The 16994-nt window shown below is 54.8% G+C and carries 15 protein-coding genes; 12 read left to right on the top strand and 3 right to left on the bottom strand.

What is annotated here, in order from left to right:
- The first annotated feature begins 266 nt into the window (after positions 1–266).
- The 9 genes from ACFQ14_RS12405 (at position 267) to ACFQ14_RS12365 (ending at position 9809) form a co-directional block, all read left to right on the top strand.
- Positions 267–2075 carry an acyl-CoA dehydrogenase C-terminal domain-containing protein gene (locus ACFQ14_RS12405; RefSeq protein WP_377213071.1) on the top strand — a complete coding sequence of 603 codons (1809 nt, stop codon included), beginning with the start codon at positions 267–269 and terminating at the stop codon, positions 2073–2075.
- 27 nt (positions 2076–2102) lie between these two features.
- Positions 2103–3272, top strand: coding sequence for an acyl-CoA dehydrogenase family protein (locus ACFQ14_RS12400; protein WP_377213070.1), 1170 nt, complete (start codon positions 2103–2105; stop codon positions 3270–3272).
- A 10-nt stretch (positions 3273–3282) separates the two neighbouring features.
- Positions 3283–3741 carry a PaaI family thioesterase gene (locus tag ACFQ14_RS12395; RefSeq protein WP_377213069.1) on the top strand — a complete coding sequence of 153 codons (459 nt, stop codon included), beginning with the start codon at positions 3283–3285 and terminating at the stop codon, positions 3739–3741.
- Positions 3734–4366: a glutathione S-transferase family protein gene (locus tag ACFQ14_RS12390; protein ID WP_377213068.1), complete on the top strand. Its 633-nt coding sequence runs from the start codon at positions 3734–3736 to the stop codon at positions 4364–4366. Before ACFQ14_RS12395 ends, ACFQ14_RS12390 begins: the two co-directional genes overlap by 8 nt.
- A 10-nt stretch (positions 4367–4376) precedes the next feature.
- The gene (locus ACFQ14_RS12385; protein WP_377213067.1) at positions 4377–5585 is read left to right on the top strand and encodes an acetyl-CoA C-acetyltransferase; all 1209 of its coding nucleotides are present in this window, start codon (positions 4377–4379) and stop codon (positions 5583–5585) included.
- Positions 5586–5589: 4 nt separating this feature from the next.
- On the top strand, positions 5590–6099 hold the full coding sequence (locus ACFQ14_RS12380; RefSeq protein ID WP_377213066.1) for a hypothetical protein: 510 nt from the start codon (positions 5590–5592) through the stop codon (positions 6097–6099).
- Positions 6100–6108: 9 nt separating this feature from the next.
- Entirely contained in the window at positions 6109–8310 is a 2202-nt protein-coding gene (locus ACFQ14_RS12375) for a 3-hydroxyacyl-CoA dehydrogenase NAD-binding domain-containing protein (protein WP_377213065.1), read from the top strand.
- A 108-nt stretch (positions 8311–8418) separates the two neighbouring features.
- Complete coding sequence (locus ACFQ14_RS12370) at positions 8419–9033, top strand: 2-hydroxychromene-2-carboxylate isomerase (RefSeq protein WP_377213064.1); 615 nt, start codon at positions 8419–8421, stop codon at positions 9031–9033.
- An 89-nt stretch (positions 9034–9122) separates the two neighbouring features.
- Complete coding sequence (locus ACFQ14_RS12365; RefSeq protein ID WP_377213063.1) at positions 9123–9809, top strand: S24 family peptidase; 687 nt, start codon at positions 9123–9125, stop codon at positions 9807–9809.
- A gap of 4 nt (positions 9810–9813) precedes the next feature.
- Here ACFQ14_RS12365 and ACFQ14_RS12360 read toward each other — a convergent pair whose 3' ends face one another.
- On the bottom strand, positions 9814–10422 hold the full coding sequence (locus tag ACFQ14_RS12360; RefSeq protein WP_377213062.1) for a hypothetical protein: 609 nt from the start codon (positions 10420–10422) through the stop codon (positions 9814–9816).
- 15 nt (positions 10423–10437) lie between these two features.
- Positions 10438–11775: a thymidine phosphorylase gene (gene deoA, locus ACFQ14_RS12355; protein ID WP_377213061.1), complete on the bottom strand. Its 1338-nt coding sequence runs from the start codon at positions 11773–11775 to the stop codon at positions 10438–10440.
- A gap of 248 nt (positions 11776–12023) precedes the next feature.
- Between deoA and ACFQ14_RS12350 the strand changes: the two genes are divergently transcribed.
- The 3 genes from ACFQ14_RS12350 (at position 12024) to ACFQ14_RS12340 (ending at position 15887) form a co-directional block, all read left to right on the top strand.
- Positions 12024–12791, top strand: a complete 768-nt coding sequence (locus ACFQ14_RS12350) for a ferredoxin--NADP reductase (RefSeq protein WP_377213139.1) — start codon at positions 12024–12026, stop codon at positions 12789–12791.
- Positions 12792–12954: 163 nt separating this feature from the next.
- Complete coding sequence (locus ACFQ14_RS12345; RefSeq protein ID WP_377213060.1) at positions 12955–13272, top strand: hypothetical protein; 318 nt, start codon at positions 12955–12957, stop codon at positions 13270–13272.
- Positions 13273–13448: 176 nt separating this feature from the next.
- On the top strand, positions 13449–15887 hold the full coding sequence (locus ACFQ14_RS12340) for a mechanosensitive ion channel domain-containing protein (protein WP_377213059.1): 2439 nt from the start codon (positions 13449–13451) through the stop codon (positions 15885–15887).
- On the opposite strand, the gene ACFQ14_RS12335 is transcribed toward ACFQ14_RS12340, so the two are convergent.
- A complete protein-coding gene (locus tag ACFQ14_RS12335; RefSeq protein WP_377213058.1) occupies positions 15884–16987 on the bottom strand; it encodes a mandelate racemase/muconate lactonizing enzyme family protein in 1104 nt (367 codons plus the stop codon). The genes ACFQ14_RS12340 and ACFQ14_RS12335 overlap by 4 nt on opposite strands.
- Between the last annotated feature and the right edge of the window lie 7 nt (positions 16988–16994).

The raw sequence follows: 16994 nt of genomic DNA, 5'->3' as shown, positions 1-16994 counted from the left end.
CGGCAAAATGCAGTTTCCATGGGATTTTTTTGCATTTTCTTTGACGTAAACGTAAGAATTGTAGACGCAGTTTGATCTTTGTGCTTAGTTTGCGGTGAAAGATTGAACGGAACACGGATGGATGCTGCGTGCGGTATTTTTTCAGAAGCACGCGACAAGTGTTGACCTTGGTTACTCAGACAAACACTCTTCCCCTTCTCAATCGCTTGCACATTTGGTTTGAGATCTCTGCCGCTGAGCAGACGCAATAATTCGAGGAGAATACCATGCCCACATATCGCGCCCCGCTTGAGGACACTTTGTTCGTTCTCAACGACGTTCTGCAGATACAGAAATATAACAACCTGCCCGGTTTTGCCGATGCAACACCGGACATGATCGAAGCGATTTTGGGAGAAGCCGGCAAGCTGGCCGAGGAAGTTCTTCAGCCGCTTAACGAAGTGGGCGACCGCGAGGGCTGCCAGTGGATTGAAGGCGAGGGTTTCGACAATCGCGTGAAAGTGCCGACCGGCTTTAAAGAAGCGTATGATCTCTATTCGCAATCCGGTTGGGGCGCCCTGCCCTTCCCGGAAGAATACGGAGGCCAAGGCCTGCCTGCGACGTTGAACGCAGCGGTTCAGGAGTATGTCTCCTCGGCCAACATGGCTTTCGGCATGTATCCCGGCCTGACAGCTGGTGCGGCCGCCGCTCTGGTTGAGCACGCTTCGGAAGAGCAGAAGCAAGCCTACGTGCCGAAAATGTTGTCTGGCGAATGGTCCGGCACCATGAACTTGACCGAACCTCATTGCGGCACCGACCTTGGCATGATGCGCACGAAAGCGGTGCGCAACGAAGATGGCACGTTCGCGATTTCCGGTCAGAAGATCTGGATTTCGGCTGGCGAGCACGACATGTCGAAAAACATCATTCACCTTGTGCTGGCGCGCATCGACGGTGCACCGGAGGGCGTGGACGGGATCTCGCTGTTCATCGCTCCAAAATACATTCTTGATGCTGACGGCAATCCAGGAGAGCGCAACAAGCTTTCCTGCGGATCGCTTGAACACAAAATGGGCATTAACGGTAACGCGACCTGCGTGATGAACTACGAAGGCGCGACGGCCTACCTCGTGGGCGAAGAGAACCGTGGTTTGAAGGCCATGTTCGTGATGATGAACGAAGCGCGTCTGGGTGTTGGCGTTCAGGGTTTGGCGCAGTCGGAAGTAGCGTATCAAAATGCTGCCGACTGGGCGCGTGAGCGGCTTCAAGGCAGGGCAATCACCGGCACGAAGTTTCCTGACCAAAAGGCCGATCCGATCATCGTACATCCGGATATTCGCCGGAACCTGCTGACGATCAAAAGCTTCAACGAAGCGGCGCGTGCACTGGTATATTGGACTGCGCTGAAAAGCGATCTGCACCATCGTTCAGACGATAAAGAAGTGCAGGAAGCGGCAGATGATTTCATGGGCCTGATGACGCCTGTGGTCAAAGGCGTCATCACCGACAAGGGTTTTGACGCCACCGTGCAGGCGCAGCAAGTGTTTGGCGGAACCGGCTACACAAAGGATCAGGGTGTTGAGCAGTTCGTGCGCGATGCACGCATCGCCATGATCTACGAGGGAGCCAACGGCATCCAGGCTCTCGATCTCGTGGGCCGCAAACTGCCCAGCAAGGGCGGCAAGGCTGTGCAGGCGTATTTTGCTGAAGTCGGCAAATTCTGCTCCGCGCACAAAGATGATGAGAAGATGAAGCCCTACGTCGAGCCGCTGTCCAAAGCGCTCACCGATCTGCAAACCGCAACAATGTGGCTGGTGCAAAACGGCATGAAGAACCCGGACAATGCCGGTGCTGCTTCAACTGACTATATGCACCTGTTCGGTCTGGTCGCCTTTGGCCACATGTGGGCAATGATGGCGAAAACCGCGCATGAAAAGCTCGCTGCCGGTGCGAATGGTCAGACCAAGTTCATGGAAAACAAACTGCTGACCGGCAAGTTCTTCATGGAGCGTATCATGCCCGAAAGCGCCGCTCATCTGGCACGCATTCAGACAGGCGCCGACACAATGATGGCTATGGCTGCTGAGGACTTCTAGCCCAGCCCACAAGCAAGAGAGTAGATCATGAATCACCCCAGAGAAGCGTTGCAGATTGCAACGCCCGCTTGGCGCGAGGACGATGTGGCCATGTTGGAAGACATGGCCAATCGCTTCATGGCGGAAGAGGTTGCGCCGCACTACGACCGCTTTGAAAAGCAGGAAAAGGTGGATCGCGCGGTTTGGGAAAAGGCTGGCGAGGCTGGTCTGCTTTGTGCATCCATGCCGGAGGCCTATGGCGGCGGCGGTGGCACCTATGCTCACGAAGCAGTGATCGCGGAAGCCATTGGGCACCAAGGCGTGGATGGGTTTGGGCTTGCGCTGCACAATTCCATCGTTGCGCCGTACATTCTTCATTATGGCTCGAAAGAGCAGAAAGAAAAGTGGTTGCCGCGCATGGCAACGGGCGAACTTATTGGCGCGATCGCCATGACGGAACCCGGCGCAGGATCAGACCTGCAAGGCATAAAAACCAGCGCAGTAAAAGACGGCAATCACTACAAGATCAATGGATCGAAGACTTTCATCACCAACGGACAGCACGCTAATTTGATTGTCGTCGTCGTCAAAACTGACCCAACGGCGGGCGCCAAGGGCACCTCGTTGGTTATTCTGGAGACGGATGGGCTGGAGGGTTTCGAACGGGGACGCAATCTCGACAAAGTTGGACTGAAGGCCAATGATACGTCGGAATTGTTTTTCAACGATGTGCGCGTGCCAACGTCCAATCTATTGGGTGCGGAAGAAGGCAAAGGGTTCTATCAGTTGATGGAGCAATTGCCGCAAGAGCGTCTTTTGATCGCCAATCAAGCGATTTGTGCCATCGAACGGGCGCTGGCGATCACCATCGACTACGTCAAAGAACGCCGCGCCTTTGGCAACCGAATCATCGACTTTCAAAATACCCAGTTCAAACTGGCTGAACTGAAAACCGAAGCCAGTGTTGCTCGTGTTTTCGTCGACCATTGCGTCGAGCGGCATCTGGAAGGCGGGCTGGACGCTTCTACCGCCTCAATGGCAAAATATTGGGTCACCGATCTGCAATGCAAAGTGATGGACGAATGTGTCCAGCTTCACGGTGGCTATGGCTATATGAACGAGTATCCTATCGCTCGCATGTTCCGCGATGCTCGCGTGCAGCGCATTTATGGTGGCACAAACGAGATCATGAAACTGCTGATCGCGCGGGGGCTTTAAGACCTTGTCTATGGCCTCAAATTTCTCGCCCGACATGGCACCGCCATCCGCCCGTTGGATGGGCATGGACCTGATAGAGCATCGCGCAGACGAAATGTATTCGCGGGTTTCTTTTGCCCCCAACGCCGACATGATCAATTTTGGTGGTGTCATTCAAGGCGGGTTTTTGGGCGCCATGATGGACGATGCGATGGGCTTCAACACCTTCATCTCACTTGGGATGAAATACGCGATGGCGACTATTGATCTGCACACGCAATTTTTGAAAGCCGTGCCGATGGGGCCAATCACAGGTGAAGCCTGGGTAACCAAAGCTGGCAAGGCAATCGTCTTTGCCGAAGCCAAACTCTATATCGGGGATAGCGAACTGGCGGCACGCGCAACATCAAGTCTGAAGCTGCGAGCGTTTGACGGATTGCAATTCGAAAAGAGCGCACCGACCTCATTAGGAAAGGCCGAAAATGGCTGACTATACACTCCACTGCTTTCTCGAATCCGGGAACGCCTACAAACCGGCCTTAATGCTACAATTGGCAGGGGCGGATTGGGACGCCGCGTTCGTGGACTTTATGAACGGAGCAAACCGCTCGCCGGAGTTCAGGGCACTGAACGAAATGGGTGAAGTGCCTGTTTTGATCGACCACACACAAGGCGATATTGTTATCAGCCAGTCCGGCGTGATGCTGTGGCATCTTGCAGATCGGTTTGACCAGTTTGCAGCGCGCAACGCCGAAGAGCACCGCGAGGTTTTGCGCTGGCTGCTTTGGGACAACCACAAATTCACCGGCAATCTGGCAACGTTCCGCTTCATGCACAAATTCATGGGCAAGGGCGAGACCCCGGAAGCGCAATTCGCCAAGGCCCGTATGATTCAAGCCTTCAAACTGCTTAATCGCCGCCTTGAAGAGCGTGAGTGGGTGGCAGCTGATCGCGTGACCATCGCTGACCTCTCGTTGGCCGGATACTGTTTCTGGCCCGACCACTACGAGACAGACTGGAACGACTACCCGAACATCAAAGCGTGGCTTGGCCGCATTGAAGCGTTGCCAAATTTCGCCCGCCCCGAAGACATTCTACCAACATCCGCCGCCTGAGGAGACCATCATGGCCGACGCATATATTTACGATCACGTTCGCACACCGCGCGGACGCGGCAAGAAAGACGGTTCCCTCCACGAGGTGACGACAAACTATCTCGGCGCTTCCGTGCTGGAAGCCATCCGAGACCGCAACGGGCTTGATACTCAGCTTGTAGACGACGTGGTTTTGGGTTGCGTGGACCCTGTGAAAGAAGCCGGTGGCGACATCGCCCGCACGGCTGTTTTGCAGGCTGAATACCATCAGGACGTTGCGGGCATTCAGGTGAACCGCTATTGCGCGTCGGGTCTTGATGCTGTGAACCTCGCTGCTGCCAAAATTGAAGCTGGCGCGGACGATATCGCCATCGGCGGCGGCGTCGAAAGCATGAGCCGTATCGGCATCGGCGCGGCGGGCAATGCTTGGCCGATGGACCCGAGCGTGGCCGTGCCGTCATATTTTGTGCCGCAGGGCATTTCGGCGGATTTGATCGCTACAAAATACGGATTCTCCCGCGATGATGTGGACGCTTACGCCGTTGAGAGCCAAAAGCGTGCGGCCCAAAGCTGGGAAGAAGGTAGGTTCAAGAACTCCATTGCGCCGGTGAAAGACATAAATGGCCTGACATTGCTGGACCACGACGAACACATGCGCCCTGGCACAGATATGCAGAACCTTGCAGGGCTCAACGCCGCGTTTGAAATGATGGGGCAGATGGGCGGCTTCGATGCTGTTGCCGTTCAACGCTATCCAGAATTGGAAGACGTCAATCATGTCCACCACGCGGGCAATTCGTCCGGCATCGTGGACGGTGCAGCGGCTGTGCTGCTCGGCTCCAAACGCGGTGGCAAGGCGATGGGCTTGAAACCTCGTGCCAAAATCCGCGCTTTTGCCAATATCGGTTCGGAACCGGCCATCATGCTGACCGGCCCGGTGGACGTGACCGAGAAGTTGCTGAAACGCGCCAAGATGAAGATCGAGGATATCGATCTGTTCGAGCTGAACGAAGCCTTCGCCTCCGTCGTGCTGCGCTACATGCAGGCCTTCGACATCCCCCGCGACCGCATCAATGTGAACGGCGGCGCAATCGCTATGGGCCATCCGCTGGGTGCGACCGGCGCAATGATACTCGGCACCGTGCTGGACGAGTTGGAACGCCGCGATCTCAATACGGCGCTGGTGACGCTCTGCATTGGCGGCGGCATGGGCACGGCTACGATTATCGAGCGGGTGTAAGGCGTTGGTGGGAAACGTTGGGCAGGAAAGAGAATATGTTGCGAGAGACAAAACTGCGGATTCGCTAATCGTTGAAGGCCAGCTCTATGTTGAAGGCATGAAGGCTTATGGATCTGCGGCTTTACGGGGAATTTTTCTCCTGAATGGTGGCGGCGTTTTAGCAATACTGAGCTATCTTGGTTCAACTAGGTTAGCTCAATCACAGATAAGCGATTTGGGCATATCCGAAACGCTATACTCATCTGCAGTGTGTTTCATTCTGGGGCTAGCACTAGTGGTAGCTGCTAACACATTCGCCTATTTCAATTTTGCCGTCAGTTCTTATCACGGCCCCAATTGGTGGCGCATTCGGAATTTTATTTTAAACGGGGACGCTCCACTCGGGGAAACCGGTTGGTTTGATCAACAAACCACTCAAATCTCATCAGTTGCGTGCGCACTCGTTGCACTATTTCTATTCGTGTACGGGGCAATAAAAGCGGCCAAAGTGCTCGCATTTGCCAGTCCAATCTAAGGAAACGGTATGAAAAACTTCACCATTGAAACTGACGCCGATGGCATTGCGCTTGTTACTTGGGATTCTCCCGGTCGGTCGATGAACGTCATCGACGCTTCCGTTATGGAAGACATCGATGCGCTAATTGCCAAGGTTGCTTCCGACGACGCTATCAAAGGCGTTGTTTTAACCTCCGGCAAGAAGGCATTTGGCGCAGGCGCAGACCTGACGATGCTGCAGGCTATGCAGGGCGAATATGAAGCGCTGAAAAAGACCGATGAGCAGAAAGCTGCTCGTATGCTGATGGACGGTGCTTACAAGCTGAACCTTACGCTTCGCCAAATCGAGACGGGCGACAAGCCTTGGGTGGCGGCGCTGGAAGGCTTGGCACTGGGCGGCTGTTTTGAAATCGCTCTTGCCTGCCATGCCCGTGTTGCGGCGGATGATGACCGCATCACGTTTGGCTTTCCCGAAGTGAAAGTCGGCCTTCTGCCCGGTGGCGGCGGCACGCAGCGCACGATACGGCTTGTAAACCCGCAGGACGCGGTGACCATGCTGCTGCAAGGCAAAAATCAGCGCCCCAAAAAGGCGAAACAGCTTGGATTGATCACCGAAGTTGTGCCTGCTGGCGAGACTGTTGCGAAAGCGAAGCAAATGATCCGTGACGGGCTGAAACCCGTCGCGCCTTGGGATGAGAAGGGCTTTAAAGCGCCGATCAATGTTTGGTCGCCTCAAGGTGTACAAATGCTGTCCGCGGGCAACGCGATCATGCGCAAGGAAACGGCGGGCAATTATCCGGCTGCGACCAACATCATGAAATGCGTTTATGAAGGCCTTCAAGTGCCCTTCGATCTGGCCTTGAAAATCGAGAGCCGGTATTTCGCCAATTGCATTACCACGCCTGAAGCCAAGGCGATGATCCGCACACTGTTCATCAACATGCAGGAGTTGAACAAGGGCGCGCGCCGTCCGGACATTGAAGTGCCGAAGGTAAAAAAGATAGGCGTGATCGGCGCTGGCTTTATGGGAGCGGGTATTGCGTATGTGACTGCGAAAGCAGGCATTGAAGTTGTGCTTCTGGACCGCGACGAGAAAGAAGCGAAAGAAGGCAAAGCCTATTCAGAGAAACTTCTCGACAAGGCGATTTCGCGCAAACACTCGACCGAAGAGAAGAAAGAAGCGCTGCTTTCTCTCATCCACCCAACGGCAAATTATGATGATCTCAGCGACTGCGATCTCGTGATTGAAGCGGTGTTTGAAGATAAGGGCGTGAAGAAGATCGTCACAGAGTCTTCCGAGGCTGTCATCGGCAAAAAGGCGATTTTCGCTTCCAACACGTCAACAATTCCAATCGGTGAATTGGCGCAGGCGTCTATGCGACCGAGAAACTTCATCGGCATCCACTTCTTCTCGCCTGTCGACAAAATGATGCTGGTGGAAATCATCATGGGCAAGAAGACCTCGCCCGAAGCATTGGCCGTTGCGATGGACTATGTGATGGCGATCAAGAAGACGCCCATCGTGGTGCAGGATTCACGTGGCTTCTACGTAAACCGCTGTGTCATTCGCTATATGGGCGAAGCCTGGACCATGCTTACCGAAGGCGTGCCGGTCGCAATGATCGACAACGTGGCACGCATGGTTGGCATGCCTGTGGGACCGCTGGAACTCAACGACGAAGTAGCGATTGATCTTTCTAACAAGGTCATCAAACAAACGATTGCCGACCTTGGGGCCGATGCCATTGACCCCCGCCATCAAGACCTCATCAAGTGGATGGTTGAGGACAATGGACGGATTGGCAAAAAGGGTGGCAAGGGCTTTTACGACTATCCTGAAAAGCCGAAGACTAAGAAGCTCTGGCCTGAACTGCGGGAGAAGTTTCCGCAATTGGATGCCGACAGCATCGACATTCAGGACATCAAAGATCGCTATCTCTACACCATCGCGATGGAAGCCGCACGCACTGTGCAGGAAGGCGTTGTGACCGATATCCGCGAGGCGGATGTGGGCGCAATCCTAGGCTTCGGCTTCGCGCCGTGGTCTGGCGGGCCGCTTTCCTATATTGATCGCATTGGGCTGGAGGCGTTCCAAAAGCGGGCGCGTCAACTGGCGAAGAAGTATGGCGACCACTTCAAGCCGATCAGGCTGATCAACGAAATGGCGAAAAACGGCGAGACGTTCTATGGGCGTTTTGGCGGTGAGGCTGAGAAGAAAGACGCAGCTTGACGTAAAGCCAGGCTCGGTTCACCACTGCTAACCCCGCCTCTTTGAGATGCAAAGCGGCGGGGTTATTTTTTGCCTCAACGACTTTCCCAAACTTCAAGAGATCAACCCATGGAAATTGATTACTACTTCATCGGCATGTCGCCATTTGTCTATCTCGGCCATCAGGCGATCGTTGATGTCGCGGCAAAACATGGCGCGAAGCTGAATTATAAGCCGGTTGATTTGATGGGCGTCTGGGCAGTTTCCGGCGCGGTTCCGCCAGCGCAGCGTCCTGAAGTTCGCCAGCGTTATCGCCTGCTGGAACTTCAGCGCGTGGCTGATATTCGCGGTCTGCCGCTTAATCTCAAACCTGCGCATTTCCCCACCAACATCGCTTTAGCGGATCAGTGCGTGATTGCACTTTTGCAAACGGGTGAAGATCCGACCGCCTACATGGCATCTGTTTTTGCGGGCGTGTGGGCAGAAGAAAAAGATATGTCTGACGAGAGCGTGATCGCCGCCAAGCTGACTGGCGCCGGTTTTGACGCGGATGCGATCATTACTGCAGCGAAAAGTGAAGACGTTGCCGCCATCCGCACACGCAATACAAAAGAAGCCATCGCCGCGGACGTGGTTGGCGCGCCTGCCTATGTGCTGAATGGCGAAGTCTTCTGGGGTCAAGACCGCATTGAGTATCTCGACCATGCGCTAACCACAGGCCGCGCCCCCTACACCGCCGGTTGATAAAACGGGGGACAGATAACCCGCTCGTTTACAAAGTGGGGCTAGAGGGTTATCTAGGGAAATATTCCTGTTGATAAGATATCCACGCCATGTTTTCACATGCCCGTGTCTGGGCCGCTATCGATGCTCTTGCAGAGCGCAACAAAATGTCTGTCTCACGTCTGGCGCGCACGGCTGGGCTTGATCCAACAACCTTCAACAAATCAAAACGCGAAGGCGCGGATGGTCGTTTGCGCTGGCCATCGACGGAAAGTCTGTCGAAAATCATGGCGGCTACCAACACCGACATTGATACCTTCACCGCGCTTATTAACGGCGCGGTGCCCTCAAAGGTGGACGCGTTGAAAGCTTTGGTCGCCCAGGCAACCACCCCACCCGTCTATTCCCTGCCCCCCTCAGTGCCGTTGCTCGGTATGGCAGAAGCGGGCGCAGGCGGTTACTTTGACGACGGTGGTTATCCTTCCGGACAAGGTTGGGACGAGGTGAACCTGCCCCGCCCGGACGGGGAAAATATTTATGCTTTGGAAATTTCCGGTGACAGCATGATGCCTCTTTACCGCGATGGCGACACAATCATCGTCTCGCCCGGCGAAAAGGTTCGAAAAGGCGACCGAGTGGTTGTCAAAACGCTTGAGGGCGAAGTCATGGCGAAGGTCTTGGCGCGCAAGACAGTTAAGACAATTGAGCTGGACAGTCTCAATCCGGCCCATCCGAAGCGGGTGTTGGACATGAGCGATGTTGAATGGGTAGCGCGTATCGTTTGGGCCAGCCAGTAACCGCCTAAAAGGCCACATCACCCGTCACCTTCGGCACAACTGGGGCCAACGCTTCGTGCAGACGGGTTTCCCATTCCATAAGCACATCGCGCTTGACGGGCACGGGGTTGATGAAATCGAAGAGCGACCAGAGCGGCTCTATGCCGTGGGTTGGCAGGCCACGGCCAGCGCGGATGCATTTGCGGTGTTCGGTGCAGCGGCGGGCAGGCGATTTCTTTGTGGATCCGACATAGCATCCATACCAACCGTTTTCCGCCGTATACCCGCCACGCAACATAACGTAGACCGAGCCTCGTAATGCGCCTTGCTTTTGGGTCGACAACACTTCGGAAGTGAAGACCTCCCGCACCTTGGCTCCAGCTTCCGCAAGCCAGGGGATCGGCTCCAACCCCGCTTCGGCAAAACGCATACCGGCGTTGAGATCCTTTCCTCGGCGCTGCAGTTCATCCAACGCAAGCGTCGCGAGTTCCAAACCCGGCGGGTTCTCTTTCAGCCAACCGCCAATCGCTGATGTGATGATGTTATCTGGCCAGTTTCGGAACGGTTGGGCATGGGCGTAGTTTAAGCCAGGCAGCTTTGCGAAGGGCCGCACAGCGTATTTACGGTGTTCCATCTTTAGAACAGACGCTTAAACATCATGGGACGACACCCGCTCGATAATCACGGACGCATCCACCACATCCCGGGCACTGCCAATCTGGTACGCAGCCCGCAGCGCAGCAATCGCAGCATCGGCGTCCGCGTCCGTTCGCGCATGAACCATCGCGATAGGGTCGTCGGCTTCAACGGCGTCACCCACCAACGCAAGATCGGTGAAGCCTACTGCTGGATCGACAGGATCGGCAGCACGAATACGCCCGCCACCGAGGCTGACCACAGCGATGCCGACTGCACGGGTGTTTACTGCAGTCACGCTACCGGTTTGTTCAGCTGTGACCGCACGTACAATCGGTGCTTTCTCAAGATGCACTTCAGGCTTTTCCAGAATGTCTCGCGGTCCGCCCAGTTCCGCGACCATGCGAGCAAATTTTTCCGCTGCCGCACCGCTAGACAAGGCTTGGGAGATTTTCTCACGTCCTTCTTCAATATCAGCCGCCAAGGAGCCGCTCACCAGCATGGAGGCGCAAGTTTCCACGGACACATCCCACAGGCGGGTGTCAACATGCCGTCCCGTGAGAAAGTCGATGGCGTTTTGAACTTCAACCGCGTTCCCCGCTGCTGTGGCTAACGGTTGGTTCATGTCGGTCAGCACGGCGTTGGTGGCAAGCCCCGCACCGTTGGCCACAGCCACGAGCGAGCGCGCCAATTCTCGCGCCTTCTCCAAATCATCCATGAAAGCGCCGTTGCCGCATTTCACATCCAGCACCAAACCTTGCAGTCCGGCAGCCAACTTTTTGGACAAGATAGAAGCCGTAATGAGTGGCACTGATTCAACCGTCGCTGTTACATCGCGGATGCCATAAAAACGCTTGTCGGCAGGGGCAAGGTCGCCGGTTTGGCCGATGATGGCGCAACCAACTTGCTTAGTGACTTTCCGGAAGAGCGCGTTGTCGGGCTGAGTTGTGTAGCCGGGAATGGAATCAAATTTGTCGAGCGTGCCGCCGGTGTGCCCAAGTCCCCGCCCGGAAATCATGGGTACAAAACCGCCGCAAGCCGCCACTGCAGGCGCGAGCATCAGCGAGACGTTGTCGCCCACGCCGCCTGTGGAGTGCTTGTCCAAGACAGGCCCATCGAGGTCTGACCAATCCAAAACCGTGCCGGAATCGCGCATGGCGAGCGTCAGGGCGACAGCTTCATCGCGCTTCATGCCTTTGAAGAAAGTTGCCATCGCGAGTGCTGCGATTTGGCCCTCGGTAATCGAACCATCTGTAATGCCCGACACAAAATCAGCGATCTCTTCGGCGGAGAGGTGCTCACCATCGCGCTTGCGTCGTATGGTTTCTTGAGGAAGGCGTTTGGCGCTCACGGGCAGGCATTCCGGTTTCATGCAAATCAGTTGCACCAATGTGGCATGTCGAGCAGGCGGTGTGAAAGGGAAAGCTTTTGCGCAGCTGTCATGGAATTTGACATTTGTTTGCGACATGCTGAATGGACATTGAACTGGGGGCATTGCACAATTGGACCAAGAAGCCAGCCTGCGCCTTGCCGGAATATGGACGATACATGAGCGACACGACCATCGACACCTCCTCTCCAAGCACCACACCAGAATTAATGCATCCCGACGCGCAAATCGTAACGGATGTGCGCCATTGGACTGACCGGCTTTTCTCGTTTCGGGTCACGCGACCCAAAAGCCTGCGCTTTCGCTCTGGCGAATTCGTGATGCTGGGCTTGGTCGGCGATAATGGACGTCCGCTCTTGCGTGCCTATTCGATTGCCTCTCCCGCATGGGACGAAGAGCTGGAATTCTATTCAATCAAGGTGCCGGACGGCCCTCTCACCTCACGGCTTCAACACATTAAGGTTGGCGATCAAGTGATCGTTAAACCCAAGCCCACGGGGACGCTCGTGCTGGACGCCTTATTGCCCGGCAAACGTTGCTATCTGATTGCCACTGGCACGGGTATTGCGCCCTTCGCCTCGCTGTTGCGCGAACCGGAGATGTATGAGCGCTTTGACACGGTCATTCTTACCCACACAACCCGAGACGTCGCTGAGCTGGCTTACGGGGCCGACCTTATCGAACGGGTCAAGAATGACCCGCTTGTTGGAGAGGAATGCGAAGGTAAACTGCTCTACTATCCAACAACCACCCGCGAGGAATCGCCAAAGATGGGGCGGATCACCACGCTGTTGCAAAACGGCGACGTTGCCCGTGACCTTGGCGTACCACCATTGGGGCCCGATGATCGGGTGATGATTTGTGGTTCGATGGCTCTCAATCTGGACATCAAAGCCATTTGCGAAGAGGCAGGGCTGGTAGAGGGCTCCAATTCAATGCCAAACACATTTGTTTTAGAAAAAGCATTTGTGGGATAAGATCCTGTAAACAAGCTATAAAATTTCAACCTAGCGGACCATCGCAAAGCCTGTTCAGGCTCCGTTCAGGTGAAATATACCATTGAATTACCCATCGGCTCGTACCAAGTATGCAGCCGGAAGTTTGGCCGATGCACTGTGCGTCGGCAGGAAAGGAATTCCTATGTCGATCTTTGAAAATCAGACCCGTCTCGTCCGCAACTCTCGCTACAGCATGGCAGCCATTGCCGTTGCTGCTATCGTTGGCTTCAGCGCCACACCGGCTCTTGCTGCCAATATTACGGACGCTGATGGATGTAACACGGCGGTTGCTGCGTCGGAGAAGGCTATCGTAAGGGCAACCCTTTCGGCTGAAGATCTGAACATGCTGGTAAGCCTTGCGGATCAGGCAAAATCTGCCTGCACGGAAGCGGATTTCGCCAAGGCATCCAAAATCACGACTGCAATTGAAGACAAGTTGAAGTCTGTCGCGACACAATAAACCCTCGGCTTCGCAAAGCCGGATGCGAGAGCCGCCTTTTGGGGAACCAATTGGCGGCTCTGAACTTATGTGTACATCTGTTTTGTTTTCGTGGTGCTTGTGGCATTTTCCAAATCGACAATGAGCAATTTCAACAATTGGCGCATCCTGCGCCTACAGCGAAGAGCGCCGGTCTGATGAACACCCCTTTCCGTCGTTCCACTTTTTGGTTCGCTTCGCACTATGCGGCCGCAATTGGAATCGCCCTCATTGCGCTCGCAATGACTTTTTCGCCTGCATACGCGCAAACCGAAGCACCGTTGGTAGAAACGGTGCCCGAGCAGCTTGAGCAGTTAAACCGCACTACTGATTTCATAGAACGTGTGATTAATTCCGCGGAAGGCGATGACGACACCTTGATCGGCGCGCGCAGCAAGTTGCTCGACCAACGGCCGGCTATTGATGGGGTCATGAAGCCCGTTCAAGATCGGCTGAGCCAGCTCAATGAGGCCATCACAAAGATTGGTGCGCCGCCCGAGGACGGCTCTGCTGAAGATCAACTCGTCAGCGAGGAACGCCAACGGCTCACGAACGAGAGATCTGAACTGCTGGTTCTCACCACACGGCGTGACGATCTGCTCAATCGCATTAGCCGCAATGTCGACCGTATCGCCCAATTGAGGCGGGAAGCGTTTGCACAAGCACTTACCCAGCGCACGCCCATCTCTACCGAGACTTTTTCATCCCTTGGCTCCGACATCGACCAAGCTGCATTCCGTGTTTGGAACACCGTTTCAAACTGGTTTACCGGTCTGTTGAACAGCAATCCCAGCAAGCTGGCTTTGGCGGCCTTTCTTGCATTTGCGCTCGCCGGGAGTTTCCGGTGGTTCGTGCGCAATGTCATACGCCACGATATGCCGGAATATCCTTCAAAACTTTTTCTGCTTTCCAATGCGCTGGTCAAAACACTGATCCCGACTTTGGTTATGGGTATTGCAGCGTTTGTATTCGTCGGCGTGCTGACAGCGTTTGAGCTCTATCCGGCGACCGTAGGGCGCATTTTGACCCCAATCATGCTGGCGACTGTCTCTTATTTCTTCATTGTGGCGTTAGCCTCGGCAGTGTTCTCGCCGGATAGCGACAAGATGCGGCTGGTGCCCTTTTCCAGCCATGCAGCATCACGCATCAGCTTTTTGATCGTTATTTTAGCGGCCGTTCAAGTTTTGGATTACGTTGTGTCCAGTCTTGCAACTGCAGTTAGTGCGCAATTGACCGTTACTCTGGTCAACAGCTTCATTGCAGCGATGCTTATCGGGCTGATTTTGCTGGCACTCATGCTGGTTCGCAAAGATAAAGACGTTGCGCAGCGTGCCATTCCGCGCTGGCTGAGGGTGCCGATCTTACTCATCTCATTGACAATCTTTAGCGTTGCGCTTTCTGGCTATATCGGCCTATCGCGCTTTATAGCGCAGCAGATCGTTATCTCGGGCGCGATTGTGGTGACCATCTATATAGGCATTTCAGCAAGCCGCGAATTGGGAGAGCCAGGCAATTTCGCCAACACCCGCTTTGGCCACTGGCTGGCGACGCATCGCGGTGTCTTAGCAGACCGGATGGATCAATACGGACTGCTCATTAGCCTTTCGATGATGGCAGTCACGTTGCTTGTCGGCATTCCTGCTCTCGCAATGCAATGGGGGTCGCGGATCGACGATATTTGGACCTTTGTGAAACAGCTCTTCTTTGGCTTCAGCATTGGTTCCTTCACGTTTTCGCTTGGCAACATTCTTTTTGGCATCGGCGTTTTCGTGCTGATTTTCTTCATAACACGGCTGTTTCAGCGCTGGCTTTCGCGCTCGGTTCTGTCGCGCACACGGGCCGATATCGGCGTGCGAAACTCAATCACCACGGGCGTAGGGTATACCGGCATCGCCATTGCATGCCTGATGGGCGTAACCGCTGCTGGTTTCAATCTCGCGAGCCTCGCAATTGTTGCCGGTGCGCTTTCCCTGGGCATCGGTTTTGGCCTGCAGAACGTCGTGAGCAACTTTGTGTCCGGTCTGATCCTATTGGTCGAGCGGCCCATCAAAGTTGGAGATTTCATTGAGACGGGCAGCCACACCGGCACGATCAAAAAAATTAGTGTGCGCGCAACCGAGCTTGAGACGATTCATAGAATGTCGGTCATCGTTCCCAATTCCGAACTGATCAACTCATCGGTAGGCAACTGGACCCACAAGATGAAGAACGGGCGCATCGATATCGCAATCGGCGTGGCTTACGGCACCGATTACAAGTTGGTGCGCGAGTTACTTCTGGAAGTTGGCAGCAGGCCGCCTGAAGTGATGAAAGAACCTGCACCATTCGTGAACTTTGTAGGTTTTGGTGAAAGCTCGGTAGACTTCGAGTTGCGCGTGCATTTGCGGGACTGGACACAATTTCCGATCATCCGAAGCGAGATGCTTTTTGATATTTGCGAGATTTTTGGCGAGCATGAAATCGAAATTCCGTTCCCGCAACGCGATTTGAACATCCGTTCGATAGACGACGATGTGGTAAAATCGCTGGGTGGCAAGCCGCCTACGAAAAAGCCAAAACCCGCCCCGCGCCGCAAGAAGGCTGAAGACGAGGCTTAGGCGCCACCGCTTCGCTCGCAGGCCGCTTCCAGCTTAGCCCAATCAAACTCCACCCCTGTCCCGGGTGTATCCGGCGCAACGGCGCGGTGGTCTTTAACGACCAGCGGGCGTTTGGTGTATTCGTCTATTGGAAACGAATGAACTTCCAACCAACCGCCGTTGGTTTGCCCCGACACGAGGCTTACATGAAGCTCCTGCATGCCGTGGGAGCAAACAGGAATGTCGTATTGGCGCGATAGCTCAGCCACCTGTAGCCAGCCAGTAATTCCACCGCAATTAGAGGCATCTGGCTGGATGTAGGAGAGTTTGGCACGCTCGAACGCATATTCGAATTCGTGGATCGTGTGCAGGTTTTCGCCCATGGCCAGCGGCATGCCCGTTGCGTCGGCGATGGTGCCATAGCCAATGTAATCGTCCGGGATCGTTGGCTCCTCGAACCATGTAATGTCGTATTGCTCAAAGGCTTTGGCGGCTTCGATGGCTTGTTTGACGCTCATGGAATAATTGGCATCGACCATGAAAGTAACGTCCGGTCCGATCATATCACGCACCGCCGCTATTCTTTCAATATCCTGCGCCAACATCGGTTGACCGATTTTGATTTTGACGGCGTTGAAGCCGCGACCGAGGTAAGAGCGGATGCTTTCCAGTAATTTGGGTAGACTGAATCCCAAATCAATGCCGCCACAATAGGCTTTGCAGGTTTTGCCCTCGCCGCCTGCCATTTGCCAAAGTGGCTGGCCCAACTTGCGACCACGGATATCCCACAAGGCAATATCGACCGCTGAAATCGCGAACGAAGCGATGCCGCCGCGACCGACATAGTGAATGTGCCACTGCATCGCGTCGTACAGCGTCTCAACTTCGTCAGCCTCTCGGCCTATTAACATCGGCGCAAGGTCATGATTCACCATCGCTTCGATAGCGCGGCCGCCCTTCCCGCCGGTATAGGTGTAACCCGTGCCTTCCTTGCCATCGGCATCAGTAATCGTGACGGTGACCAACTCGAAGTGCGTGTGGTCGCCATGCTTTGCGTCTACCAGAACCTCTGATAGCGGCACGTTGAAATGCTGGGTTTTGACTTTGGCGATTGCTGCCATCTTTACC

The organism is Pseudahrensia aquimaris (genome assembly GCF_042676045.1).
GTDB lineage: Bacteria > Pseudomonadota > Alphaproteobacteria > Rhizobiales > Rhizobiaceae > Pseudahrensia > Pseudahrensia aquimaris.
This window is presented reverse-complemented; position numbering and strand designations above follow the sequence as displayed.